This is a genomic window from Mucilaginibacter sp. P2_A5 (genome assembly GCF_056404995.1).
In genome coordinates, this window is the sequence record NZ_JBFUCY010000004.1 from 202,757 (window position 1) to 227,685 (window position 24,929).

General features: G+C 42.6%; 22 protein-coding genes. 9 read left to right on the forward strand and 13 right to left on the reverse strand.

Features of this window, described 5'->3' with window-relative positions:
- Positions 1-823 precede the first annotated feature (823 nt).
- From AC1DXF_RS05390 to AC1DXF_RS05420, 7 genes are all read right to left on the reverse strand, one after another.
- The gene (locus AC1DXF_RS05390; RefSeq protein WP_477446889.1) at positions 824-3,316 is read right to left on the reverse strand and encodes a hypothetical protein; all 2,493 of its coding nucleotides are present in this window, start codon (positions 3,314-3,316) and stop codon (positions 824-826) included.
- A 396-nt stretch (positions 3,317-3,712) separates the two neighbouring features.
- Positions 3,713-5,086, reverse strand: a complete 1,374-nt coding sequence (locus tag AC1DXF_RS05395; RefSeq protein WP_477446891.1) for a dipeptidase — start codon at positions 5,084-5,086, stop codon at positions 3,713-3,715.
- Positions 5,087-5,300: 214 nt separating this feature from the next.
- Complete coding sequence (locus AC1DXF_RS05400) at positions 5,301-5,471, reverse strand: hypothetical protein (protein ID WP_477446893.1); 171 nt, start codon at positions 5,469-5,471, stop codon at positions 5,301-5,303.
- A 32-nt stretch (positions 5,472-5,503) separates the two neighbouring features.
- A complete protein-coding gene (locus AC1DXF_RS05405) occupies positions 5,504-6,616 on the reverse strand; it encodes a hypothetical protein (RefSeq protein WP_477446895.1) in 1,113 nt (370 codons plus the stop codon).
- Positions 6,617-6,682: 66 nt separating this feature from the next.
- The gene (locus AC1DXF_RS05410) at positions 6,683-6,838 is read right to left on the reverse strand and encodes a hypothetical protein (protein ID WP_477446897.1); all 156 of its coding nucleotides are present in this window, start codon (positions 6,836-6,838) and stop codon (positions 6,683-6,685) included.
- A gap of 53 nt (positions 6,839-6,891) precedes the next feature.
- Positions 6,892-7,035, reverse strand: coding sequence for a hypothetical protein (locus AC1DXF_RS05415; RefSeq protein ID WP_477446899.1), 144 nt, complete (start codon positions 7,033-7,035; stop codon positions 6,892-6,894).
- A 66-nt stretch (positions 7,036-7,101) separates the two neighbouring features.
- Complete coding sequence (locus tag AC1DXF_RS05420; protein WP_477446901.1) at positions 7,102-7,257, reverse strand: hypothetical protein; 156 nt, start codon at positions 7,255-7,257, stop codon at positions 7,102-7,104.
- Positions 7,258-7,813: 556 nt separating this feature from the next.
- Between AC1DXF_RS05420 and AC1DXF_RS05425 the strand changes: the two genes are divergently transcribed.
- The gene (locus tag AC1DXF_RS05425) at positions 7,814-9,256 is read left to right on the forward strand and encodes a tetratricopeptide repeat protein (protein WP_477446903.1); all 1,443 of its coding nucleotides are present in this window, start codon (positions 7,814-7,816) and stop codon (positions 9,254-9,256) included.
- A 238-nt stretch (positions 9,257-9,494) separates the two neighbouring features.
- Here the strand turns inward: AC1DXF_RS05425 and AC1DXF_RS05430 are convergent, their stop codons facing one another.
- The 3 genes from AC1DXF_RS05430 to AC1DXF_RS05440 form a co-directional block, all read right to left on the reverse strand.
- Positions 9,495-9,797: a hypothetical protein gene (locus tag AC1DXF_RS05430; protein WP_477446905.1), complete on the reverse strand. Its 303-nt coding sequence runs from the start codon at positions 9,795-9,797 to the stop codon at positions 9,495-9,497.
- Between the two features lie 232 nt (positions 9,798-10,029).
- The gene (locus tag AC1DXF_RS05435) at positions 10,030-10,398 is read right to left on the reverse strand and encodes a helix-turn-helix domain-containing protein (RefSeq protein ID WP_147052187.1); all 369 of its coding nucleotides are present in this window, start codon (positions 10,396-10,398) and stop codon (positions 10,030-10,032) included.
- Between the two features lie 151 nt (positions 10,399-10,549).
- Complete coding sequence (locus tag AC1DXF_RS05440) at positions 10,550-12,850, reverse strand: ATP-dependent helicase (RefSeq protein WP_477446907.1); 2,301 nt, start codon at positions 12,848-12,850, stop codon at positions 10,550-10,552.
- Positions 12,851-13,372: 522 nt separating this feature from the next.
- Here AC1DXF_RS05440 and AC1DXF_RS05445 point away from each other — a divergent pair.
- The 6 genes from AC1DXF_RS05445 to AC1DXF_RS05470 all read left to right on the forward strand — a co-directional run bounded on the left by AC1DXF_RS05445 (position 13,373) and on the right by AC1DXF_RS05470 (position 17,894).
- Positions 13,373-13,501 carry a hypothetical protein gene (locus tag AC1DXF_RS05445; RefSeq protein ID WP_477446909.1) on the forward strand — a complete coding sequence of 43 codons (129 nt, stop codon included), beginning with the start codon at positions 13,373-13,375 and terminating at the stop codon, positions 13,499-13,501.
- Between the two features lie 253 nt (positions 13,502-13,754).
- Positions 13,755-14,642 carry a dienelactone hydrolase family protein gene (locus AC1DXF_RS05450; RefSeq protein ID WP_477446911.1) on the forward strand — a complete coding sequence of 296 codons (888 nt, stop codon included), beginning with the start codon at positions 13,755-13,757 and terminating at the stop codon, positions 14,640-14,642.
- 450 nt (positions 14,643-15,092) lie between these two features.
- On the forward strand, positions 15,093-15,566 hold the full coding sequence (locus AC1DXF_RS05455; protein WP_477446913.1) for a hypothetical protein: 474 nt from the start codon (positions 15,093-15,095) through the stop codon (positions 15,564-15,566).
- Between the two features lie 127 nt (positions 15,567-15,693).
- A complete protein-coding gene (locus tag AC1DXF_RS05460; protein ID WP_477446915.1) occupies positions 15,694-15,885 on the forward strand; it encodes a hypothetical protein in 192 nt (63 codons plus the stop codon).
- A 62-nt stretch (positions 15,886-15,947) separates the two neighbouring features.
- Complete coding sequence (locus AC1DXF_RS05465; protein WP_477446917.1) at positions 15,948-16,196, forward strand: hypothetical protein; 249 nt, start codon at positions 15,948-15,950, stop codon at positions 16,194-16,196.
- Positions 16,197-16,289: 93 nt separating this feature from the next.
- Positions 16,290-17,894, forward strand: coding sequence for a hypothetical protein (locus tag AC1DXF_RS05470; protein ID WP_477446919.1), 1,605 nt, complete (start codon positions 16,290-16,292; stop codon positions 17,892-17,894).
- 9 nt (positions 17,895-17,903) lie between these two features.
- Here the strand turns inward: AC1DXF_RS05470 and AC1DXF_RS05475 are convergent, their stop codons facing one another.
- Complete coding sequence (locus tag AC1DXF_RS05475) at positions 17,904-18,962, reverse strand: acetylxylan esterase (protein WP_477446921.1); 1,059 nt, start codon at positions 18,960-18,962, stop codon at positions 17,904-17,906.
- Positions 18,963-19,178: 216 nt separating this feature from the next.
- On the opposite strand from AC1DXF_RS05475, the gene AC1DXF_RS05480 reads away from it, so the two are divergent.
- Complete coding sequence (locus tag AC1DXF_RS05480; protein WP_477446923.1) at positions 19,179-20,150, forward strand: aldo/keto reductase; 972 nt, start codon at positions 19,179-19,181, stop codon at positions 20,148-20,150.
- 293 nt (positions 20,151-20,443) lie between these two features.
- On the forward strand, positions 20,444-21,247 hold the full coding sequence (locus tag AC1DXF_RS05485; protein WP_477446925.1) for a helix-turn-helix domain-containing protein: 804 nt from the start codon (positions 20,444-20,446) through the stop codon (positions 21,245-21,247).
- 125 nt (positions 21,248-21,372) lie between these two features.
- Here the strand turns inward: AC1DXF_RS05485 and AC1DXF_RS05490 are convergent, their stop codons facing one another.
- Both AC1DXF_RS05490 and AC1DXF_RS05495 read right to left on the reverse strand, forming a co-directional pair.
- Positions 21,373-23,763: a hypothetical protein gene (locus AC1DXF_RS05490; RefSeq protein WP_477446927.1), complete on the reverse strand. Its 2,391-nt coding sequence runs from the start codon at positions 23,761-23,763 to the stop codon at positions 21,373-21,375.
- 14 nt (positions 23,764-23,777) lie between these two features.
- Positions 23,778-24,929, reverse strand: coding sequence for a DUF4249 domain-containing protein (locus AC1DXF_RS05495; protein WP_477446929.1), 1,152 nt, complete (start codon positions 24,927-24,929; stop codon positions 23,778-23,780).

Below are 24,929 nucleotides of genomic sequence, written 5' to 3' on the forward strand. Positions count from 1 at the left end.
TTCATGGTTCATGGTTCATGGGGACGCGGGCATAGCGAGCAAAACAAGAAATTCATTGACTCAGGCCCATGACCCAACGGACAAGACGAATGGACTAATGAACCAATGTCTCGTCCTGACAATAAACAAAATCCAAATAATCCGAAAAATCTGCTTAATCCGAGTTCAGACAAATTATCGGTATCTCTAAACAAATCAAAACTATTTATCCACGCTTTTCTTCCCCACCATTTTCTTTGTCTCATCTCCAAAAAAGCCCCTCTCATCAATACTGAATGGAAGCTTAAGTTCAGATGATCACGTTTGTATGTTGCCCTTTCTTCAAAACTTTATGTTTGCTCTTCCTTAATGGAGTTTCCGGGCTGAAATCAGCAACGATTTATTGAGAACAGAATCGATATTGCTGATTTTATAACTCCAGGCATTAGAAATATAAATATTTAGCCGTTTATTTTTTACCTCGACAAGGTAAGTGTATACAAATCCGTTTCGAAAGCTGAAACGTTGGTAAGAATCATAGAAGCTGCTTAATAGCAGAAATTTTGAATTATCTTTTGATTTATCCAAAATACAGAACGCCGACAAAGAAATATTCCAGCGATTACTGTCTCTTTTATCAAAATTATTTACGCTCAGTGTTGTGTCATCTATAGATAATTGGCAATATGATTTTTTTTCAAACCTTGAAAACGGGCCTGGAAATCTGAGAATCTTTTTGTTTGTAAAAGTGATCTTATATCTATCGCTTTCTTGCGCGTGTGATGCCAGGCAAAACAGGCAAAAAAAAGAAATAATGATACATTTTATCAATTTCATATGCCCTCTATTTTGTTTTACCAATCCTCCTACCCTTCCAATATTCCTTTAAGTTATCCCCAAAAACGGCCCCGCCCAACAACAGCACTAGCAATACCGAGCCGGCCATCGAAATATCCTCCCCAACATAATACGATGCCGGATGGAAAACAAACTCTACCTTATGCTCCCCTGCCGGGATTTGAGCTGCTCGTAATAGGTAATCGGCTCGGAAATATGGCTTCTCTATCCCATCAATCAGCATCTTCCAGCCTTTATCATAATATACCTCGGAGAAAACAGCTACGCCGCCAGTTTTCGAAACCGATTTGTACACCATATGATCGGGGTTATAGTTTAACAGTTTTATTGTTGCTGTACTATCACCCGCCTGTATGTTACCGGTCATACTTTGGTAGCTTTTATCCGCCACGGCTTCATTCTTTGGAGACAGGTTGTTGAGTGCCTTCATTTCGGCATCAGCTCCGTCCACATAATTTATGCTTTTTATAAACCAGGCATTGCCGCATGCTTCGGGATTTGGCAACAGCATTTGACCTTGTTTAGATGAATCGGGCACAATGACGTATTTGGCATTTAGCATGTTCAATACAGCCGGGTTTGCTCCCCTGGTAAACTGGCTATTTATCAACTCATCGTATCGCTTCATCCTTGCTGCCGAATACCCCCCTAAAGTTTTATGGAAGAACGGATTTTGCACATCTGTCTGAATGTTTAAAGTTGCATCATACACCCTGAAATCCGGGTCGGCATCTTTAGCAATCTCCACATCAACAGGTCTTTGCGGCACTGCCGATTCCTGCTTGTCGGTAAAACTACTATCTTTTAAATAACGTTTATCTACCTGCCAAAGGTCAACCAATACTATGGCAAACAGCAACATGGAAACGGCTGCGAGGCTTAGCTTTTGCTTTATAAGCGCCCAAACAATACCAAAAGTAATCAGTACAAATACCAGCGAGCGGATGGCATCGGCGCGCTCAAGGCTGGCCCTGTCTTTAACCACTGCATTGGCAAAAGCATTGGCCATCGTCGCGTCGCCTTTTAATGCCTGTGTTAAACTGGTGACGCCGCTTAGCTGGTCGCTCGGCCTGAAACTCAACAGCAATTCGGGAACCAGAATTAGTATCAGCACCAGTCCAGCTGTTATGTAAAAGGCAATTAACAGTTTTTTAAGCAACACCTTTTTATCGGCAGTAACAATAACCTCCTGTATAGCCAGGAAGGCCAATACCGGAAAACATAACCCGGCAACTGCCAAAATAGATTCGACAGCACGGAACTTATTGTATAGTGGAAAGTACTTTAAAAATATATCGGAAACGTATGGCCAGTTGCCGCCAAATGATAGCAGCATAGTTAACACCACTGTACCCAGCAGCCACCATTTAAGCCGACTCTTTACTATAATGAGCCCGAATACAAACAGAAAGCAGATACTTGCACCAAAATAAAATGGGCCGCTGGTACCCGGCTTCTCGCCCCAATAAAGCGACAATCCGGGGAATGAAGAAATTTGCTGCGCGTAATTTAAAGCCTGCTCCGGCTGCTCGCCTTTATCTGTAAATACTTTAACGGTTTCTGAATTTTGATCAATTAATTCCGGTCCCGATGCACCGCCTGAGGCATTTGGCACCAAAAAGGTAAGGCACTCGGCTACGCCCTGGCTGTATTGATAAATATAATTTTTAGCTAAGCCATTTTGCGGCTCTTTGGTGCTGGTTGTTAAATTTGATTTGCCCCGGTAGCTATCCTTACCATATTCATAGGTGCTCCACAGGGTTGATGCATTTACTGCGAATGCCAACAGTGATGCGGCCAGCAAATAGCCTAATGATTTGAGGAATGATGTTGTTGTTTTATTTTTGATGGCGTGATAAAGCTCGATACCTACCAAAATCAAAATGGCCAGCATTAAATAATAGGTCATTTGCAGGTGGTTCACCTTAATTTCGATAGACAGGAACAAAGCCAACAAAGATGCGCCCAACAAATACCGCCCCCTTAAAGCCAGCATAATACTGGCTATTATTGGCGCAAAAAATGCGATGGCAAAGGCCTGGTTGGTATGCCCGGCCGCCAGCAATATCATATTATAGCTGGTAAATGTAAAAGCCACGGCGCCGGCGGCCGCCAGCCAGGGGCTAAGCTTTAACACGTTAAATAAAAAGTAGGTACCAAACAAAAATACCAGCACCATACCAACCGGGTTGGGCACGCCGTAACCAATAACACTTATAATATGTGTGGCAATATTGGCTTTGTAAGGCGCCCAGATCTGGTATACGGGCATGCCGCCGAATATCTGGTTAGTCCACAAAATGGTGGTATCGCGGGCGCGGTAATCCATTATCTCTTTTTGGGTCGACTGTGCTCCCAGCACATCCCCCTGCCCTAACGTTTTGCCCTGAAATGCCGGCGAAAAATACAGAAAACACAAAACCAAAAAAACACCCGCAACGGCAAAATGTATCCCGTTACGCTTTAACCAATCCATCATAAGCAGCAATAATTATATATTTTTTAAAAATACAATTATTATTGGTTCATTGGTTCATTGGTTCATTGGTTCATTGGTTCATTGGTTCATTGGTTCATTGGTTCATTGGTTCATTGGTTCATTGGTTCATTGGTTCATTGGTTCATAAGTGAAATTTGATATCGACGACATTGTTTTGTTTTTTTGACATTATTCCCCAACAATTTTTGCTCTCCTTGCTTTGCTCTATTACCCCAATCTTAAACAAATTAATTTACTACTGTTCTGAGTGATTAACACTACGCCCCAAGGCCGCAGTTAAAGTTTAAGTAATTAAGCAGGATATATTACAAAAAAAGCGGTCATGCCAATCAATAGGCACAACCGCTTTTCTTAAGTCCGAAGAAAATTCAAATCTTATGCCCCGCTCAACTCCGCAAAATACTTATGGAACAACGGGATTGTTTCAATTCCTTTATAATAGTTAAAAATATCATATTTCTCGTTTGGCGAGTGCAATGCATCGCTATCCAACCCAAAGCCCATCAACACTGTTTTGAGGCCAAGCTCGGCTTCAAACAGGGCCACAATAGGAATACTGCCGCCGCCACGGGTTGGGATAGGTTCTTTACCGAATGATTCGGCAATAGCTTTTTGTGCCGCTTTATAGGCAATGCTATCGGTTGGAGTAACAGCCGGTTCGCCGCCGTGGTGAGGGGTTATTTTTACTTTTACACTGGCCGGGGCTATGCTCAGGAAATGTTTGGTAAATAGCTCGGTAATCTGCTCAAATGTTTGGTTGGGCACCAGGCGCATGGATATTTTGGCATGGGCCTTTGATGGCAATACCGTTTTGGCGCCTTCGCCAATGTAACCGCCCCAGATGCCGTTAACCTCTAAAGTTGGGCGCGTACCGGTACGCTCAAAAGTTGAATAGCCTTTTTCGCCCCAAAGTTCAACAACATCAAGATCCTTCTTGTATTCAGCTTCGTCATAAGGCGCGTTGTTAAGGGCCGCACGCTCAGCAGGAGTAAGATCTATCACTTCATCGTAAAAGCCGGGAATGGTGATATGATTATTTTCATCATGCATGGCGGCAATCATCTTACTCAAAATAGTAATAGGATTGGCTACCGCGCCACCGTAAACGCCCGAATGCAAATCGCGGTTAGGGCCGGTAACTTCTACCTCAACATACGATAAACCGCGCAAACCAGTCTCTAAAGACGGATGCTCCATGCTGATCATCGAAGTATCTGAAATCAGCACCACGTCAGCCTTCAGTTTTTCTTTATTGGCCTTAACAAATATGGATAGGTTTGATGACCCAACTTCTTCCTCGCCTTCAATCATAAATTTGATATTGCAGGGCAATGTATCTGTTTGCATCATCAGCTCAAACGCCTTTACGTGCATGTAAAACTGCCCCTTATCATCGCATGCGCCACGGGCGTAAATTTTACCATCGCGCACGGTTGGTTCAAAAGGTGGTGTATGCCATAGCTCAATAGGGTCGGCAGGTTGTACATCGTAATGGCCATACACCAATACTGTCGGCTTCGCGGCATCAATTATTTTTTCGCCGTAAACAATGGGGTAGCCGGCGGTTTGGCATACTTCTACATTATCGGCGCCGGCATCGCGCAGCTTTTGGGCTACGTGGTCGGCGGTATCTAAAACGTCGGCTTTGTATTTTGGGTCGGCGCTAACCGAAGGGAAACGCAAAAGGGCAAATAATTCGTCGAGTAAACGTTGCCTGTGCTCATCAACATATTGCTTTATGTGCTGCATGGTATTTAGTTTGGCGCAAATATATTGATGTTTATTGATTTGGGCGAACGATGCCTAGCGGCGATAAAAAGGATGCGAAAACTTATCCAACCACACTCCCTACAAAACACAAATTCCCCGAAATATCCAGGGAATACAAAAGTGTTTTGGGAAAAATAATGCGGGTACCTTTAAAAAGGCTGAAGAACACATCAGCCCGCATCAGTTAATAAAGTTAGTCGGCAGTTCCCAGGTCGGCTTTGGGGCCATGACCTGCTTTGGCTGTGAACGATGCGGTTTCGGTTTTTGTCGCCTCCGGGGCTGCCTTAGTTTCTTTAGTGCTTAATGAGTAGGCTGTAATCCCCGATGTTAATATGATAGCTATTGCGATGATGATCTTTTTCATGTTTTGTGTTATTGAAGCTCTTAAAAGGTCGATTATGCGGTGAAGTCAGCATTACCTAAATCTCTTTTTGGGCCACCGGTGAAATCTGCATTACCTAAATCTCTTTTTGGGCCGCCGGTGAAATCTGCATTACCAAGGTCTCTTTTTGGACCGCCGGTGAATGCAAAGTCAGCATTACCCAAATCTCTTTTCGGGCCACCTGTGAAATCTGCATTACCTAAATCTCTTTTTGGACCGCCTGTGAAATCTGCATTACCAAGATCTCTTTTTGGACCACCTGTGAAAGCGAAATCTGCGTTACCTAAATCTCTTTTTGGACCGCCTGTGAAATCTGCATTACCAAGATCTCTTTTTGGACCACCTGTGAAAGCGAAATCTGCGTTACCTAAATCTCTTTTTGGRCCGCCTGTGAAATCTGCATTRCCAAGATCTCTTTTTGGRCCACCKGTGAATGCAAAGTCAGCATTACCTAAATCTCTTTTTGGACCACCTGTAAAATCAGCATTACCAAGGTCTCTTTTTGGACCACCTGTGAAAGCGAAATCTGCGTTACCTAAATCTCTTTTTGGGCCGCCTGTGAAATCTGCATTGCCAAGATCTCTTTTTGGGCCACCGGTGAATGCAAAGTCAGCATTACCTAAATCTCTTTTTGGACCGCCTGTGAAATCTGCATTACCAAGGTCTCTTTTTGGGCCGCCTGTGAAAGCAAAATCAGCATTGCCTAAATCTCTTTTTGGACCACCTGTGAAATCTGCGTTACCTAAGTCTCTTTTTGGGCCGCCTGTGAAAGCAAAATCAGCATTGCCTAAATCTCTTTTTGGACCACCTGTGAAATCTGCATTACCCAAGTCTCTTTTAGGACCGCCGGTGAAAGCAAAATCAGCATTGCCTAAATCTCTTTTCGGACCGCCTGTGAAATCTGCATTACCCAAGTCTCTTTTAGGACCGCCGGTGAAAGCAAAATCAGCATTGCCTAAATCTCTTTTTGGACCACCTGTGAAATCTGCGTTACCTAAGTCTCTTTTCGGGCCGCCTGTGAAAGCCACAGTTTGGTTAGATGCAGTTCCAATTTTTTTATCCGCGTTTACAAATGATGTAAGGATAGTGCTTAATGCTAATGCTGCTATTATTGATTGCTTTTTCATGATTTTTATTTGAAGGAAGGGGATTTAATATTTTGTTTTCTTAATAAATGTTATCGGTGTGCGTAATTAGTCGGCCTGGCCTAAATCCTTTTTGAAACCCGAAGTTGATGGTGCAAGGGATATTGCTTCTGGTTTTGCTGTTGGCTTAGCAGTGGTTTGTGATGATAAAATACCTGTTGCTGCGGTTAAGCTTACAATGGTTATGATGATGAACTTTTTCATGTCGTTTTTAATTTTTTTGAGTTTTTTAAATGTTTTTATTGATCATTTGAAAATTAATCGGCGCTGCCAAGGTCCCGGCGTGCACTGTTTTCGTAGGAGTGCAGCGATGCCGTTTCGTGGGTTACCGTTTCCCTTTTACAAGAAGAAATAGCTCCGGTGAATAAAACTGCCAGGATGATGGTGATAAATTTTTTCATGATCGTTATATATTTTGTGTACTTGTTATTGTCTTGATGTTCGTTGTCCGTTTTACTGCCTGGTAATCAATCGGCATTTGCCAGGTCTTTTTTAAAGCCCGAATCCACTTTTATGAAACTCGCGGCCTGTGGCTGCTCAATCTTTTTTTCCGAAACCAAAACCGCCGATGACAAAACTCCTGTGCTTGCTGCAAGCAATGTTAAGAGAATTATTTTTTTCATATTTATAAATATTTTATATTAAAATTCTACTATTTTAAGTATTAATTAAGCACATAGATCTAACGCTCCTGTTACGGCTTTTTTTACCAGCCTGTAAAAATGTTTCAGTTATATTTTATTCACTTTTTCTGATGGCATTTTGTAATACTTTTAAAACAGCTTACATTTTTGCTATCGATTTTGCATATTTTATAAAAATAAAATCATTAAATTTAAACACGATAACCCGCAATTATCAATAAAGCAACTTTATACTTTATCAATTATAATTTAAGTAACAGACAGCGTATTAATGTACATATAAAGCTTTTTGATATTTTCCGCTGCCAAAAGCAGCCCGAAATGGGATTTTTATGCCTAATAATATTATCAAATTCGCATTAATATTAAATTAATTAACTGTATATCAATCAATTAACAAGGCAAATATAGATATGTTTTTTAATTTTCAAGAAAAATCTATAAAATAATTATCAACATCTTTTTCTTTAGGTTTACCAATATATTTCGGTATAATTTATAACTTTCACTTTCAATACATCGTAACAGCGCTTTAATGAAAAGAACCATCACATTTCTTTTATTTTTTTTTACCGCATTTGCCTTATACGCAAAGGATCTTGATGGAGATGCAAAGGCGGATACCAATGAAATTATCCGCATCAATAAACAGGCGCTGGCCAATAGGTTAACTGATCCGGAACAAACGGTTGTTGATGCTACAAAAGCAATGGAGCTGGCGCGTAAGTTAAATTACAATAACGGTATAGCCGAAGCTTACCGCGTTTTGGGCCTGGCTAATTATTACCTTGACCAGCCCGAAAAATCGTTCGAGAATTATTTAAGCGCCGCCACTTTTTTTACCAGGGCCGGCAACCTGGGCGGCGAAGCCAAAGTGTATAACAACATGGGCAATCTTTACCGCGACCATGATAGCAACAAATCGCTCGATTACTTTTTTAAATCCCTGGCCATTGCCAACAAAATAAGCGATATCCGTTTAATTGCTTCGCTTAACCTCAATTTAGGCAACGTTTATACCCGCAAAAACAGCTATAGCCAGGCGCTTAAATATTACAATAACAGCCAGTCTATTTTTAAAACACTAAAAGACTCGGTAAACCTGGTGCAATGCGCGCAAAACATCGGCGTGGTTTATTTTAAGCTGGCGCAATACGATAAGGCTTTAGTAATGCTGCTGGAGGCCAACGCGAGTGCAAAACGGCAGGACTTAAACGAATCGATAGCCAGTATTGATTTAACGTTGGCATCGCTGTATATGAACCAGAAAAAGTTTGATGAAGCCGAGAAGATAGTAAACGAAGGGATAAACTATACCAGGCTGGTAAAAGACCCTAAACTGGAATACGATTACAAGCACACCACTTATGAGCTGGAGTATAACCGTAAAAACTACGCCAAAGCTATGTTTTACCTGCGCGAAATATATAAAATTGACAGCGCTACTTTTAAAACCAATACATCGGTGCAGATGAAGCTGATTGAGGCCACACGAAAGCAGGAGGAACAGATAAAAGAAAACGAACGTATTGCCGAACGACAGGCATATGACCGTACCAAATTTTGGGCCGTAACTATTGTTGCAGGCCTTTTGCTTGTTGTAATAGGGCTGCTGTTTGGCAACGTAAAACGCAAGGCCAAAACAAATGCCCAGCTTACCCTGCTTAACGGCGAAGTATCGCGGCAAAAAGACAACCTGGACCGTATAAACCACCACCTTGAAGAGATCATAGACGAGCGCACCAAAGACCTACAGATTAAAAACCGCAAATTATCCGAACATTCCTCCTACCTCTCGCACCAGATTCGCGGCCCTATAGCCACCCTGCGCGGCCTTATCAACCTGGAAAAAGAGGGGCTTGTAGACGAAAAAGAATGCATAGCTATGATGGATAGATGCGTATCTGAAATTGATGAAAAAATCATCGAGATGAGCGATATGCTACATAGCCCGTCCAGGTCCGACACAACCTCATAGGTCAAAAGTCAAAAGTCAAAAATTGATCCGGGTGGTCGAAACAAATGATACGGGATTCAGGGTTTACAATTACCTGGTGTAAAATCACTCATTAATCGGCGGGATGATGACCTTTGGTATAAGTCCAATAAACAAATTCGGTTTACGGCTTACAACTTAGCATTGTTTGCTTCACAACAGCTTCAAATTCTTGAAAATTTCAAATCGGGCATCCGGATATCCGGATGAAACCGTTGCGCTAATTAAAATTAAATGCCATTGGCAGCGTACTATGGATCTGGGCTTCAAAAAGCCCCAGGTAAATGCAGTACCAGGATATCATTTGCAGGATAAGTAGTTGGCGGTGCCTTTTGTAGCCTTGTGTTTCAAATGCAATAGTTTCATCGCCGGCAGTAACAAAAAACGTTATCTCGCCTTTACAGGGCTTAAATGTAGAGCGCAACATATCAAATGCCTTAACTTTAAGCTTGCTGTGCGGATCATGAATAGTACCGTCTTTTAAAGCTTCGTTTTTTGAGATGGATATCAGGTAATTAGACATATAAGCATGTTTTTTCAGGGTAAAAAACATGCCGCAATTTTTACTCCAAAACCTAAAATAACAAGGCGATATAAAACTTTTATGTTTATACCGCCTATAAATTTTACAAATATTTCCTCGTATTAAATATTATTAATCAATATTTAACATCAAAAAAAACCGGATGAGCAAAGTGTAGCAATTACTATATGATAAACCCGGATATGTAAGGTTTACAACACAGCTATTAACTTTATACGGCTACGGCGCTTTTATTACGTAATTCTTCATAAAGTAAAATCACCTTGCGTTGCAGATTTGCAATCTCGGCTTCACGATCAACCAGCTTCTTTTGGGCAACGCTGAGGTTGGATGGTGTAAGGTCAATTTCTTCGGCATCAAGTGCAAGCAGGTTAACCACATTAAGCTCAAATATGTTTGCAATTTGCTCCAGGCGCGATAGGTTGATATCCGTGACACCTGTTTCAATTTTTGAAAAGGCAGGGATAGAAATGCCTAAACGGTTTGCTACATCTTCCTGGCTCCAGCCGTGCTGGTGGCGCAGGGTACGAATGTTTTTGCCGACAAACTTATTTGTCTTCTTTTTTGTGATCTCGCTCATTTGGGGTATCAATAAATAAATTAATTATTAAAACATATCCAAACGTTATGCCATCATTAATTTACCTTTAAATCCATGTCGGTTCAACACAATCAATGTGGCAAAATTTGTGTTATCGGGGAAACAATTCCACAAAAAGCGGGATTAACTGTTAGTTTATATTGTTAATTATATACAGTTTAGCAAATTTTAGCAAGAGCTGTTTTTGGCCAATTTCTTTAAAAAAAATAGTGGCCTTAACATCGGGTTTGTTGCCTTCCAGACTCAGCACCTTGCCAAAGCCAAAGCGTTCATGCTCTACCTCCATACCTACCTGCAGGTTTGAAGTATCAGATGGTTTAAATCCCGCCGATACCACGTGCGCCTTGGCCAGTATTGATGTTGTTTTTATTGGTGCCGATGTTGCAGGCTTTGGTTTCGAGAAAGCATCAGCCTGTTTATTGCCCCCGCCGGTCCAGGCTTTGCGCTCATCATCAAAAAACGGGTTATTGCTGGTTGTAGGTTTGGCGCTGTAATCAAGCTCCAGGTATTTGGCATCTATCTCATCCAAAAAGCGGCTTGGCTCGCAGCTAATAAGCGTTCCAAACTTAAAGCGGGATGTGGCATAGCTAATGGTAAGTTTAGTTTCGGCACGGGTTACAGCCACGTAAAACAGGCGGCGTTCTTCTTCCAGGTCGCTGCGCGAGTTGAGCGACATTTGCGAAGGGAAAAGATTTTCCTCCAGCCCCACCACGTTCACCTGCGAAAACTCAAGCCCCTTTGATGAGTGGATAGTCATCAGTGATACCGTATCGGCATCCTTATCTTTATCCTTATCATCGTTGGTAAGCAGGGCGATATCCTGCATAAAAACATCCAGCCCCTTCTCTTCAATATCCTCGCGCTCGCTAAACTCCTTGATACCGTTCAGCAATTCCTGTATATTTTCGTAACGGTTAAGCCCCTCTACAGATTTATCCTCATAAAGGTCTTTTAACAGCCCTGAGTGCTGCGCGATATACAAAGCCGACTCGTATGCCGATTTGGTTTTTGCAAGCACCTGGAAGCTTTGTATCATGGTTGCAAAAGCGCTTAGCGTTGATGGCGGTTTACCATCATAATACTTAGCAGGCTCGGCAATTACCTCCCATGGGGTTACCTGGTGTGTATCGGCGCTTACAATAATCCTATCAACACTGGTATCGCCAATGCCACGTTTAGGGTAGTTGATAACGCGTTTCAGCGCCTCCTCGTCGTTAGGATTAAACGTAAGGCGAAAATATGCAATCAGATCCTTAATCTCTTTACGCTGATAAAATGATAAGCCCCCATAAATTTTGTACGGGATCCCCAACTTACGTAGGGCCTCCTCCATCGAGCGCGACTGGGCGTTAGTACGGTATAGGATGGCAAAGTCATTCCACTTTTTCCCCAACCGGCTCCTGTCTTCCATAATAGCCTCGGCCACCATTTTGCCCTCTTCGTTATCGCTGAAGGCACGCATTATCTTTATTTTATCTCCGGCGTCCTTCTCGCTAAAAACGTTCTTTTTAAGCTGCTCTTTATTATTGCTGATGATGCTGTTGGCTACATTCACAATATTCTGGGTCGACCGGTAGTTTTGCTCCAGCTTAAACACCTTCAAATCGGGGTAATCCTTTTCAAAATTCAGGATGTTTTGAATATTTGCCCCACGGAAAGCGTAAATACTTTGAGCATCGTCACCCACCACACATAAATTCTCGTTAACGGCCGCCAGTTTTTTTACAATAAGATATTGCGAAAAGTTGGTATCCTGGTACTCATCCACCATCAGGTATTTAAACTTGTGCTGGTATTTGTTAAGCACATCCGGGTGCAGTTTAAGCAACTCGTTGGTTTTGTAAAGCAAATCGTCAAAATCCATGGCCCCGGCACGGAAGCAGCGGGTGGCATACATTTCGTAAATTTTGCCCATCTGCCCCCGGCCGGTCGATATATCGTCGGCCTGTATCTGCTCGTTCTTATTATATTCCCTGAATGATATCAGGTTATTTTTTGATGCCGAAATGCGGTTAAGCACAAAATTCACCGCGTAAAGTTTATCATCTACGTTGAGCTCTTTGATAATGGCGCGCAATACGCTTTTGCTGTCGTCGGTATCGTAAATGGTAAAATTACTGGGGTAACCAATTTTTTCGGCCTCTACGCGTAAAAGCTTGGCAAACACCGAGTGAAAGGTGCCCATCCAGATGTTTTTAGCCTCGCCGCCAACTACATGGGTAATACGCTCGCGCATTTCGCGGGCAGCTTTATTGGTAAATGTTAAAACCAATATATTGAACGGATCAACACCCTTACGGATAAGGTGTGCTACCCGGTAAGTGATCACCCTTGTTTTGCCCGATCCGGCGCCGGCAATAATCATTACCGGCCCTTCGGTTTGCTCTACTGCTGCCCTTTGTTCGGGGTTTAAACCCTGTAAATAATCCAAAATCTTTTCCTCTTTTTTCTTGAAACAGCGAAATTAAGGTTTTGTGCCGAAAGGGGGAAGTAAGATTAGCATAGAAATACTAACAATGGGTTTTCTGATGTGCAGATTTCAGATTCCAGATGTGTAGATGTTGCCTGGTGTTGTCTGAACCGGAATTTTTAGAATTCATTGAATTGGTTGAATTTTAAAATTTAAAAATTAAAAATTCTTTAATTCGGTAAATTCCGGTTCAGACACATCTGCACATCTGTAATCCGCACATTTGAAATTTGCACATCTGTAATCCGCACATCTGTAATCCACACATCTATAATTAATTAGCATATATTTTTTTTATTTTTCTCTTTCTTATTAACTATATATTTAATATATTCGTATAACGCATCAGATAAAGAAAAAAAACGCCCTAATAAATTAAAATTGTTCTTGTTTTTGATATTAAAATGACATTATAATATCCAATTACAAAAACAAATTAACCTGCAAGAAACTTATCTTAATAACGATTAAAACACTACCATTATGGAAACCAGGGAAAAAGAAAAGAACGAGGCTGCTAAAGAAATGCGTGATCCTAAGACAGTTAAACAGGAAAAAATTGACGCCGCAAAAATCCATGCCAAAAGGTACAAAAGAAAGCCCTTGCTATAAAAAAATGTGGCCAGGCAAAAAGCCCGTTGAGCAAAACTCACCGGGCTTTTATTTTGTAGAATGATAAGCAGTATTGAGAACGGATAGACTATAGCCGGCTTAAAGCCAATAGAAAATCGGGGTTATTATTTTAGGTAACAAACCATAAGCCATCCATCCAAATAAATGCAAAACTTTACATGTAGCGATACTGTTACCATTTGAATAGCAAGCCAATACATCAAATGGTTATTTTTGAATAAAACCTTTAAATATGAGCCAAATCAGCAAAGACAACATTAGCCAGGAAGTGTTTGACCTGTATGATGATTACGCACATAACCGGCTTAACCGCCGGGATTTTGTGCAAAAGCTATCGCTTTATGCGGTTGGCGGATTAACCGTACCCGCCCTGATGAGTTTCCTGATGCCCGATTACCAGGGGAATATGCAGATTAAACCTGATGATCCGCGTTTAACATCCGGATACATCAATTACCCATCGCCAAAAGGCGGCGGCACAATTAAAGGATTGCTGTCAAAACCTGCAGATGCTAAAAATAAATTGGGTGGCGTTATTGTGGTTCATGAAAACCGTGGCTTAAACCCTTATATCGAGGATGTAGCCAGAAGGGCCGCCCTGGCCGGCTTTATTTCGCTTGCGCCGGACGCCCTTACACCCCTGGGCGGCTACCCCGGCAATGACGATGCCGGGCGCACCCTGCAAAGCAAAAGGGACAAAGGCGAAATGGAAGAAGATTTTATTGCCGCTTACAATTACCTTAAAAATCATAAAGATTGTAACGGCAAGGTAGGTGTGGTAGGCTTTTGTTTTGGCGGTGGCATAGCCAATATGATGGCTGTGCGCGTGCCGGATTTGGCGGCGGCCGTGCCTTTTTACGGCAGCCAGCCCGCTGCTGCGGATGTACCCAAAATAAAAGCCCCGCTAATGCTGCACTACGCATCGCTGGATACCAGGATTACCGAGGGCTGGCCAGCCTATGAAGCCGCGTTAAAAGAGAACGGGAAAAAATACCAGGCCTTTATTTATGAAAACGTAAACCACGGCTTTCACAACGATACCACCCCCCGTTATGATAAAGCCGCCGCCGAACTGGCCTGGAAACGTACGATTGATTTTTTTGGGGAACAGTTGAAATAGCGAGCTAATAATAGAAAGGTAATCCCGGTTGTAAAATTCCGCGAAATTCTGAAGGGAGATGACAACTATTTAATCCCCAATGTCATGCCGAACTTGTTTCGGCACCTCACATGCTAAGTATACTTCATGCGGGTCGCCTGTCCTGTGGGATCCCGATCCGTTAGCTAACGGACGGGATGACTTCCGTTTTTCAACTTGTCATGGGTAGGTACGAGGGATCTATCAACTGTGCATGGCCGATAGAAAGGTTTGAGAAATGCTTCGTACCTCGGCATGACAGTCTTTAATTTTTGAATGCATTTCCCCTTCAGAATCCGCGGTTTTTACTACTCAGACTGACAGCCCTTGAAACGTCAGCTATGCAGGCAGCAAAAATTCAGCAATATAATCATCATAAAACCGGATTTTTCCTATATTGTACCTGTACAATTATACCTGTAACCAGCCCACATGAAACCTATCCTAAAAACAATTCTCAGAGCAATCCCTGCATTAATATTGATCGCTTCATTAGTATTTTACAGCCGTACCAGCAGTTATGCCACAATAAACGGTAAGCTTTTAACAGATTCCGTCCCTTACCCATCAAAGGTGAGGGAAGTACTTACCTCGCAGCAATTATTTGTTGTTAAAATGACCAGGGCTAAGCAAAAATCAGCAAAACATCCATTGGTTAACTTTAAGGCCGAACTCAGGGATGCCTTTACCATTGTCTGTTATGAAAAAGACACATCCTACACCGAGTTAAAATGGACAATGTGCCCGGGTGGTGTATGCCCTGTAACCGGAACTTTTAAGTTTGGCACACCTGGCTATAAAAAACTCGACGCGCTTATAGCTCAGGCAAAGCAAAATGAAATAATAGCCCAGAAGAAAACGAACGCATTAATAGCAGATGCGAAAAAACGCGGTGTAAATAAATAGAAATAATAATGTAGTTCGGCTAATGTTTTGTAGTACAACCTGGCTTGCTACCGGGTATTGGTAAACACCGGCCACAGGCTGAATAGATATTTTCAATTAATTTTGCCTACCCAATAATATAACAATTATGAAATTGATTAACCTGTACCTGCTTTTCAGCTTAGTTATTTTATCAAATGCTTTTGGCCAAACCAAAGACAACATAACCCATGAATATCGAAATGATATTTATAAATTCACAGTAAAAATCCCTGGCAACTGGAAACTGTACGGACAGATACAAAACGACACCATCCACGACCGCGCAATAGCGAGTTAGAAAATGCCGACATCGAAAATTCCATCTCCATAACGGCTTATAAAAGGACCGAGATTAGTTCATTGAAACAGCTAATTGCATTTGATAGAAAAAGAGTTGATCCGGCTACTACTTCAGTTGAAGCCAATGGCATTGATGATAATTCACGCATTATCAATACAACAACTAACGGACTAAAATACAAAGGAAAATCCTACTATATCTTCAAAAACGGAATTGGCTACGTTGTAAACTTTATGGCGACACCTGGCACTTACGACAAAAACATATCACTGTTCGAGCGCTTTTACAACGGTATTAAATTCCAGTAAAGATGATATTCCAGGCTGCGCTATCCAAAATTTAGTTGCGGCGCTGTATATTCATGAATAAATTCCGTGTTAATGTTTATCTTCATACCTGTTATGAAACGTTACCTTATCACCACCTTAACCATTTTTTGCGGCTTGTTTAACCGGGTTTACGGACAGTCGCCGGCCGCGACTATTGACAGCCTTGTCAAATACCGGATTATAACCGCCAAAGACCGGCCGGTGTTAAAAAAGGAGATCACCCGGTATAAAGGCCAGGCCTCTTCACATGTTGCTATTCTTACAGGAGTGTACGGCATTATGTTACGAAGGACATTTCACTTAAGCAAGCTTAGAGGCGGCATTTGGGTCTCTTATGGAGGAGATCGTATCGATAAAAACCGCCAGGATAGTATTAACAATGCTTTACATCTTTTGCTGGATAAGATCAGGAAGGCAGGTTTGCTTACCGATAGGGTTTATACGCGTACCCTAAAAGATATCGATAGCAGCAGTTATATAATGGATGTACAAATGGTTGGCAGCTTAGCAGAACTAAGCTCGCGGCTGGAGTGGCTGACACCCAACAGACTGCTGCCGGTTGCCGAACAGCTACATAAAGCCAGTATAGTTAGCGATTCATCATTTACGCGGTTGCAGGACGACATCAGGAACGGTATTATAGAATCTACAGATCAGTTAAACGCTTACTGTAAGTTAAGCCGAACTATCGACCTTAAAACATATCCCGACGATCCACATCTCTGGATGGAGCAGTTGCATCGCGACATCGCCTCAATTATACCGGGCCTTAATTTTACCAATTTCAGTTACACAACTACCCATGATTCATCTTCATCAACTGAAGGCTTGCCAGAAACTAAATTCAAGGTAAGCTTAACCTGCAACGGGCACATTTACAAATATACAAGCACAGCATTCGATTATGGGATCAGGCAACGTAAAGTGAAACCAACCGATATTTTCACCCATCTTTTCTTCCGCATTTTTAATAAGGTTTTGACTGATCAACAATCGCCGTTACGGCTACACGCTGTGATGTTTGGCCAGGGCAACTCCGCCGGCTCGGGCTTAGAGTACCTTCCGCTAATCGCATTGCGAGAAGATCAGGTTGAAGTATTTATGAAAGAGCCGTGTATGAGATATATGTTGGTAAGCATGGATGGCTACGACAATACACTTACATCCGGCAGAATCGACAGCACCATAGCGGGATGGAAAAAGATGGGGCTTTTTGCCCATCTTTCGGAAGCTGAGATAGAAAAAGCGGTTGATGATGCTAAAGCAGACGATTGGTATTCGATGAATAAATTGCTATCCGATTTTCCGCATGTGGTTTATCCTCTACATACGGCGTCAATGAACCCGCATACTCCTTATACCAGCATATTAAACCACTTTGCAGAGATTACCCATTGCGCATTTAATCCAACAAAGATTTCCGAACAAAAAGTAGCCGGCGGTTATAAATTACAATATGTATCTAAGGGTAAAACTCATTCTTATACGTTTCATACCGCATATGGATGGATGGATACCAGGTCTACGTCATTCATGAAACGCCTGGCCCGGGATAACAGTTTACCAGGTAATTTTTATCAGCTTCAATATGAAGACTCTGTCATCTACCTGACGGATCAACAGCACATGTACGCTATAAAAAATAAACTGCTGGATTTTGATGCGACTACACCTTAAACTACAAAACTATAACCATTTACTAAACCAATCCAGCGTCATTTTAAAATGCTCGGGCGTCGACGTATGGAAAAGCTTCGGCGTTACGTCGCGGCTAATCTTGCCTGTAGCGTTTTTAGAAGTATAAGCTTGCAAGGCCGATGCGTAGGCGATGTCTGCGCCGGGCAAAGGACAATTCGGGTCATTTTCGGTACCAACAACCAACAGCGCCCTCGGTGCCATCAGCCGAAGCATGGATGGGCAGTCAAATTCGCCGGTAATATTGGGCAGCAATTTATCCCATACAGCTTTTACGTTGCTTTTATTTAAAACAGAGTCGCCAAGGTCTTTGGCTGCTTGTAAATGAACCCCTTGGATAGTGCCGGCGCGCGCCTGCCATTTATCATTATCTAACGACCATTTGAAGCTTTGTACCGAAATATCCAGCACAATCACCTTTATGCGCTTATCTACCGATGCCGCAAGCCATGTTTCGATACCACCCATAGATATACCGCCCATGCCAATACGGCTTGCATCTACATCCGGCCTGCTCACCAGGTAATCGGTTACCCGCCACAAATCAAAAGCGGTGTCGAATAAAAACGGATGGGTTTGGCGGGCCTTGTCCTTATTTTCCCAGGCGGCGGTAGCAGCTGCCTCATACTCTGTTGAGCCATGTGCGCCGCCGGCAATGCGTTCGCCGTGAAAGCGGGCATCAATAGCCACCCCCATGATCCCCCGTTTGGCCAGCTGGTACAATATTTTCTTATTATCTTCTTTGCGGCGGCCGGTGCCATGTAAAAAAATAACCGCCGGGTATGGCCTGGTTCTGGTAACCGGCTTGTAAATAAGCATAGGCACCCGTTCGTTTTTTTCGCTATAAATAAAACCATGCTCAATAATAACCGAATCTGTTTTCGTTACCTCGAAAGAGGGATTTAACGGAACGCGCGGCCTTTCAAGCAGCTTTTTAAAATCGGCAGCCACCTTATCAACGGGGGGATAACTTATTTGCTGCGCGAATGAAAGCAACGAGCAGAGCGATAACACCGCTGCGATGCAAAGTACCCTGGTCTTAAACAACATATGAAAACAGATTTATTGGTACAATGTATAAAACATTGTGCTTAGTAATTGTAACAATACTAATAGGTGCTTATTCCAGGTCCATAGTAACAATAGGTAATAATAAATCTGAGAGCAGAGACTTGAGCCATACAGACAAGCAAATTGAGCCGTAAAAGACATTGGCTATTTTATATAAAGCTGATCTTTGTATTGTTAATACATAAAATATCAGCTATGAAAAACATAACAAAAATAAACCTCGGCAAAAATGGCCCGCTGGTGTCTAAACTCGGCTTAGGCTGCATGCGCATGTCGTCGGTTTGGGGAGGCCCGGTTAATGACGAAACTGAAAGTATTGCTACCATTCAGTCGGCATTAGATAGTGGAATTAATTTCCTGAATACCGGCGATTTTTACGGCAGCGGCCATAACGAGCTGCTGGTAGGCAAAGCCATCAAAGGCAGAAGAGACGATGCATTCATCAGTGTAAAATTTGGCGCTATCTTCTATAACGGCCAATGGATCGGGTTGGATCTGCGCCCCGCAGCCATCAAAAACTTCATCAACTATTCGCTGGTACGTTTGGGGATAGATACTATCGACCTTTATCAACCCTGCAGGCTTGATAACAGCGTTCCGGTAGAAGATGTGATAGGCACCGTAGCGGATATGATCAAAGAAGGAAAAGTGCGTTACCTCGGCGTTTCTGAAATAACTGCCGATCAACTACGCAAGGCCAATAGCGTGTACCCGGTAAGCGCATTGGAAATAGGCTATTCATTGGCCGACCGACAGATAGAAACCGACCTGCTGCCTACAGCAAAAGAGCTGGGTATTGGCGTAGTAGCATTTGCCAACACTGCCGAAGGCTTGCTTACCGGCGACATGAAAGCTCCCCTTGCGGCCAACGATTACCACAACCACTTCTCACGTTTCCAGGGCGACAACCTGGAGAAAAACCTGGAGAAAGTTGAGGTATTGAAGGCAATGGCACAGGAAAAAGGGGCCACTCCTACCCAATTGGCTATAGCCTGGGTGAATGCACAGGGCGATGATATTATGCCATTGGTAAGCATGAGCCGCAGAACCCGCCTGCCGGAGAACATCCAGGCCATGGAGATTGAATTTACTCCCGGCGAGATGAATACGCTTAACACGCAATTTTCGCCCGGCGCTATACTTGGCGGTACATACCTGCAACGATAACGGGGGCTGCGTAAGAAGTTAAGATGACCGATTGAAATATCGAACACCGAATGTCCAATATCGAATAATGAAGGAAAAAACTTCGGTGTTGGACATTCGAAATTCAGTGTTCGATATTACTTGTAATTCTTTTTTTCTTAACCTAACAACTTGGCACCGAATGTCCAATATTGAATAATGAAGAAAAAACTTCGGTGTTGGACATTCAAAATTCAGTGTTCGATGTTACTTTCTCTTTTATTTTTGCTTACTGCGCTTTGCCATAAGCCCTTGCTATTTTATATCTTTACATAGTGACAAATCCAACCGAAATAATACCAGGCGTCATCTTTTATTCCTACCTCTCTACCAAACAAAAACATAGGGTGGGCTTTATGTCGCACAACACCCTGGTATTGCAGGTTTCAGGGCAATTTACTTTGGAAACTGCGGGCCAGAAAGTTTCAATGAAACGGGGAGAAATGCTGCTGATAGGCAAAAATCAGCTGGGGCAAATCACCAAGACCCCGCTGCCCGATGAGGATTATGAAACCATTGTGATTTCGCTGCAGGAAGACCTGCTCCGAAAGATAGCGCTGGACGAGCAAATAGATATACAGCATAAATACACAGGTCCATCCAATATTCTTATCCCTGCAAACGATTTTCTGCAAGGTTATTTCCAATCTGTAATACCCTATGTACGGAATCCGGCAGAAAAATTGACGACTGAACTGGGCATTTTAAAAGTGAATGAGGGCGTGAAATTGCTGCTGCATATTATGCCCGAACTCAGGAACTTTTTGTTCGACTTCTCGCAGCCTCATAAAATCGACCTGGAAAAATTCATGCTCCGCAATTTTCATTTCAATCTCCCCGTCGAAAAATTTGCGCAACTCACCGGAAGAAGCCTCGCCGGGTTTAAGCGCGACTTCCAAAAAACATTCGGCATGGCGCCCCGGCATTGGCTACAGGAGAAAAGGCTGACGGAAGCCCGCCATCTCATCGAAACAAAAAACAAGCGACCATCTGCAATCTACCTCGACCTGGGCTTTGAAAGCCTCTCGCACTTCTCGCATTCTTTCAAGAAAAAGTTTGGCAAAGCGCCTACGGGGTAGTAACCAGCCCTGCGTCCAAAAGAGGTAATATTTTAGTTGTTACGCAAAAACCGAAGTCAGAAGACAAAATTGATTTACAACTAAATATTTTAAACACTAATGAAAAAATAAATGGTAACGCCTATTTACTTTACCTGCGATGAATAGTTAGGTTTCACCTCAAAGCTAAAGGTTTGGCTTCCAGCTTCGCCACTTTGGGTTATGCCTTGTATTACCCCAATATAAGTACCTGGCTGGTCGGATGTATAAAATGACAGTTGCTTTTTTCCATCATCCCCTGTATTTACCGATGGCGACCAATACAGCACGGTCCTAAAATCGGGCATATGGCTTAAGGTTTGGGCATCGGTATCGTAAGCCGGCGAGTAAAACCGGCGTTCCTGCTGCAAACCTTCATAATCAAGCACCACAGCATGCGGATCTATTTCGGCACCGCCAAGGTCACCTTTGTAGCTGGTAAAACTAAATATCCCATGCTCATACGATGGCCCCAGCGAGTAGTTATACGGTATATCCTCCAGTTTACGAATTTTGAGCGGATCAATCTTAAATACTTTATTCACATCAAAAAAGGGTACGCCATCTATCAGCATCATTGGCCCCTCGTCGGATAAAAAACCTATCCCGCTCACTACTTTTACGCGAAACCTGTTATTGGTATGAAATACGTTTACCTCACGAATGTATTCGCGCATCACTTCTTCCATCGTTGTAAAACGGGTGTAATTTTCTAACAGGTACGTTTTATAAGGCGGGCCATAAAATGCGCTGGTATCGGCATGAGGATCATTAAACTGCCTCATTTTTGTACCATTGTAAATATTTTGCACCTGCATGGTTAGTGCTGCATCATCAAAGGTCGCCTTCAAACCTGGTGTAACTTCAAAACGCGGCGTTGTAGCCTTAGCAAACTGGTCAGAAAATGGTGTCAAAACATCTATCCGGTAGTTAGTATCAACAGCGGTATTGGTTTCAACAACAATTTCGTGTGGTCCGTAAAATTCTTTCATATTAAACAACAGCTTACCATTGGCATTACTTTTAGCAGCATATAGCTGTATATGTTTACCCGGTATGCCCAGGTAAGCCTCAATATCTTTTTCTGGCTGGTTATTTAATTTATTAACAAGTGTTGCGGTAATAACCGGCCCGTTCAACTCGGGTAAGAAACTGAAAGCAGGCGTTTTTTTATCTAAAACATCGTCCCATGAAAAACTTCGCCAGCCCTGGGTAAGCATCAGGTTGTCTGCAGCCTGGGTAGCTGCCGCGTTTTGATCGTTAAAATAATACCCCGGCGATTCAACCTCTCCCCTCAAATCAGATTTTAGCCATAAGTAACTCAGGATATCTTCCTGTTGGTTGTGTTGCAAGGAATCCATCCTGTAAACAGATACCGACAAGCTGGCCGCGACAGGCTTATTACCGGCACCTTGTGAGGATATAGTAATATCAGCCTTTTTACGCACAGCATACTGCGGGGCGCTTGCACTGGCGCTGATAGATAGTTTTTTTGTTGGGCGCTTAAAATAAAGACGTTCGCAAACAGGTTTTTTATCGGTGCTAAAAACGGTTATTTGTGATATTCCTTCGCCAAGCCTGCTTTTATCTACAATAAAACTGGCGATACCGTTGGTTACGGCAGATGATTGCACCGATTTGACCACACTATGGCTTTGTGCAAAAAGAAAAACGTTGCCCGTAGGTAGGTTTGTATTAACCTTAACCAAAAGCTGGCCGTTGCCATTATCCTTTAGGCTCATTACGTAGCCCTTATCAATTATAGCCGGAATCTCCTTTTGTATTACTTTGCCCGCAATTTTGATTAACGCACGGTAGGTTGCATTACTTTGAGGCTTAAAAACAAAACTGCCGATTCCGAATTTCAAAGGCTCAAACCGGACTATTGTATCATTGCTCTGATTAACAATTACCCCCTTAAAATTTACGCCTTTACCCCATTGATCGGCAGCTTTTACACCTACTATACTTTCTATCCCATTAACCAGGTGGCCACCTTCGGGAAAAAACTGGATGTCATAAGCCGCCAATTGGGCTTTCTCTGCCTTTACCGGACTTTTTAGCGGGTTTATGATGACCAGTTTTTTTGAAAAATAATAATCGGGGCTAAAGTTTTTCATCCAACTGGTATATGCCCTAAGCACAAAATTACCTGTCGATAAATTAACCGGCACATACAGGGAGCCGCTTCCGCTGCCATCCTTCATGGCTATTTTTGTTTGCAAAACGGGCATTTGCTTGTCATCAAGCACTTCAACATATACTACCTTGCTTAAGCCAAGCGGTTTCATGAAAATACCATCCACGTTGTATGCTTTAAACCAAAGCAGTTCGCCCGCGGTATAGCCGTTTTTATCTGTATGTACAAACAGCTTCTCCTGCAGGGCATTTGATGCATAACCGTTAAAATCAGCCTGCACATCGGGTAATACCTGCCCAAACAACCTGGTTATTGATATGATCGCTATTGCGAAAAAAATGCTGGTAATTTTTTTCATGGTTTGGGATTGTTTTATTTCCAAAATGATGGTTGTTTATTTGTTCCGCGTAATGTGCAATCAACGCATTCTGGAGTTGAAGCTGTATAACCACCAGTAGCATTGTCAACGGTCAGTTGAATGCCAGAATAGATAAGATTTAACACCTCTGGTACCGCCGGTCCTCCCGAATAGCTCGGTGGAGCAGAATAAAGCAATGTATTTAACTTACAACTACCGTAAGAAGTTTCGGCCACCCAATTTGCCGGCAGGCTTGCTTTATTTACAAAAATCCGTTTTTGCGTTACCTGGCCTATGGTAACGAAACCAATAACGGGCTCGTTAGGGTTACTAATACAATGTACGTTACCCGCTATCTCGGATGGCTGTGGGTCAAATATTCCACCAATCTGTTCAGTATTTTTCTTCAGCAGCTCAAAATAGTTAAACGCGTCAGCGGTAATTGCATATTGTTTTACCAGTATGCTATACCTGAAACGAAGCTTTTCTGAGTTAGCTGGAACCAGCACCACTGGCGCATTATTCACTTTATCGGCGAAAAGCTTCGCCGTTGCAGTGGTAATTATTGTATTGGAGGTATCGCTTATCCAGCAATTATATATTTTTTGCGCGGGGGTCCGGATAAATTGAAAATCAGGTGGTGGCGCAGCGGGGTTTTGAACCACTATAATTAATGATTCAAATGCACTGCGGATTTGGTAGGTTTCTGTATACTCCCATCTGTAATATTTACTGCTGTTAGTCGCGTCGTGTGTATCGACACTAATTTGTAACCCACCGCTGGTTATTGAGGCCCTTACACTGTCAATTGCCGGTGAATTTTTTACCTGCACAAAATCTGAGGCATATTTACTGCCATTTAACGTGCTGATTTTAAGGCTGTATTTTTCGCCTGGAGATAAGTTCAAAGGCGCTGATACATAAATTCCGTTACCTTTGCCTGTCAGTTTATAACTTGAGCCGCCAGCACTTTCTATGGTTAATACAGCCCCCAATTCGGGGTTCGATCGGGCATCGCTATCCAGGCTAACCGTACGGCGTAAAGTTATCGCGGTAGAGTCGCCTGAAGAAATATTGCCATCAACAACCAGGTAGCTGGTTACTTTTGCCGATGGCGCGATGTTGATCTGCTTTTTACAAGCTGTTACAACAATCGTTAACGTCAA

Coding starts and splice junctions, on each gene's coding strand:
- AC1DXF_RS05390 (WP_477446889.1), bottom strand. CDS start 3,316: ATGATGGATTGGTTAAAGCGTAACGGGATACATTTTGCCGTTGCGGGT.
- AC1DXF_RS05395 (WP_477446891.1), bottom strand. CDS start 5,086: ATGCAGCACATAAAGCAATATGTTGATGAGCACAGGCAACGTTTACTC.
- AC1DXF_RS05400 (WP_477446893.1), bottom strand. CDS start 5,471: ATGAAAAAGATCATCATCGCAATAGCTATCATATTAACATCGGGGATT.
- AC1DXF_RS05410 (WP_477446897.1), bottom strand. CDS start 6,838: ATGAAAAAGTTCATCATCATAACCATTGTAAGCTTAACCGCAGCAACA.
- AC1DXF_RS05415 (WP_477446899.1), bottom strand. CDS start 7,035: ATGAAAAAATTTATCACCATCATCCTGGCAGTTTTATTCACCGGAGCT.
- AC1DXF_RS05420 (WP_477446901.1), bottom strand. CDS start 7,257: ATGAAAAAAATAATTCTCTTAACATTGCTTGCAGCAAGCACAGGAGTT.
- AC1DXF_RS05425 (WP_477446903.1), top strand. CDS start 7,814: ATGAAAAGAACCATCACATTTCTTTTATTTTTTTTTACCGCATTTGCC.
- AC1DXF_RS05430 (WP_477446905.1), bottom strand. CDS start 9,797: ATGTCTAATTACCTGATATCCATCTCAAAAAACGAAGCTTTAAAAGAC.
- AC1DXF_RS05435 (WP_147052187.1), bottom strand. CDS start 10,398: ATGAGCGAGATCACAAAAAAGAAGACAAATAAGTTTGTCGGCAAAAAC.
- AC1DXF_RS05445 (WP_477446909.1), top strand. CDS start 13,373: ATGGAAACCAGGGAAAAAGAAAAGAACGAGGCTGCTAAAGAAATGCGT.
- AC1DXF_RS05450 (WP_477446911.1), top strand. CDS start 13,755: ATGAGCCAAATCAGCAAAGACAACATTAGCCAGGAAGTGTTTGACCTG.
- AC1DXF_RS05455 (WP_477446913.1), top strand. CDS start 15,093: ATGAAACCTATCCTAAAAACAATTCTCAGAGCAATCCCTGCATTAATA.
- AC1DXF_RS05460 (WP_477446915.1), top strand. CDS start 15,694: ATGAAATTGATTAACCTGTACCTGCTTTTCAGCTTAGTTATTTTATCA.
- AC1DXF_RS05470 (WP_477446919.1), top strand. CDS start 16,290: ATGAAACGTTACCTTATCACCACCTTAACCATTTTTTGCGGCTTGTTT.
- AC1DXF_RS05475 (WP_477446921.1), bottom strand. CDS start 18,962: ATGTTGTTTAAGACCAGGGTACTTTGCATCGCAGCGGTGTTATCGCTC.
- AC1DXF_RS05480 (WP_477446923.1), top strand. CDS start 19,179: ATGAAAAACATAACAAAAATAAACCTCGGCAAAAATGGCCCGCTGGTG.
- AC1DXF_RS05490 (WP_477446927.1), bottom strand. CDS start 23,763: ATGAAAAAAATTACCAGCATTTTTTTCGCAATAGCGATCATATCAATA.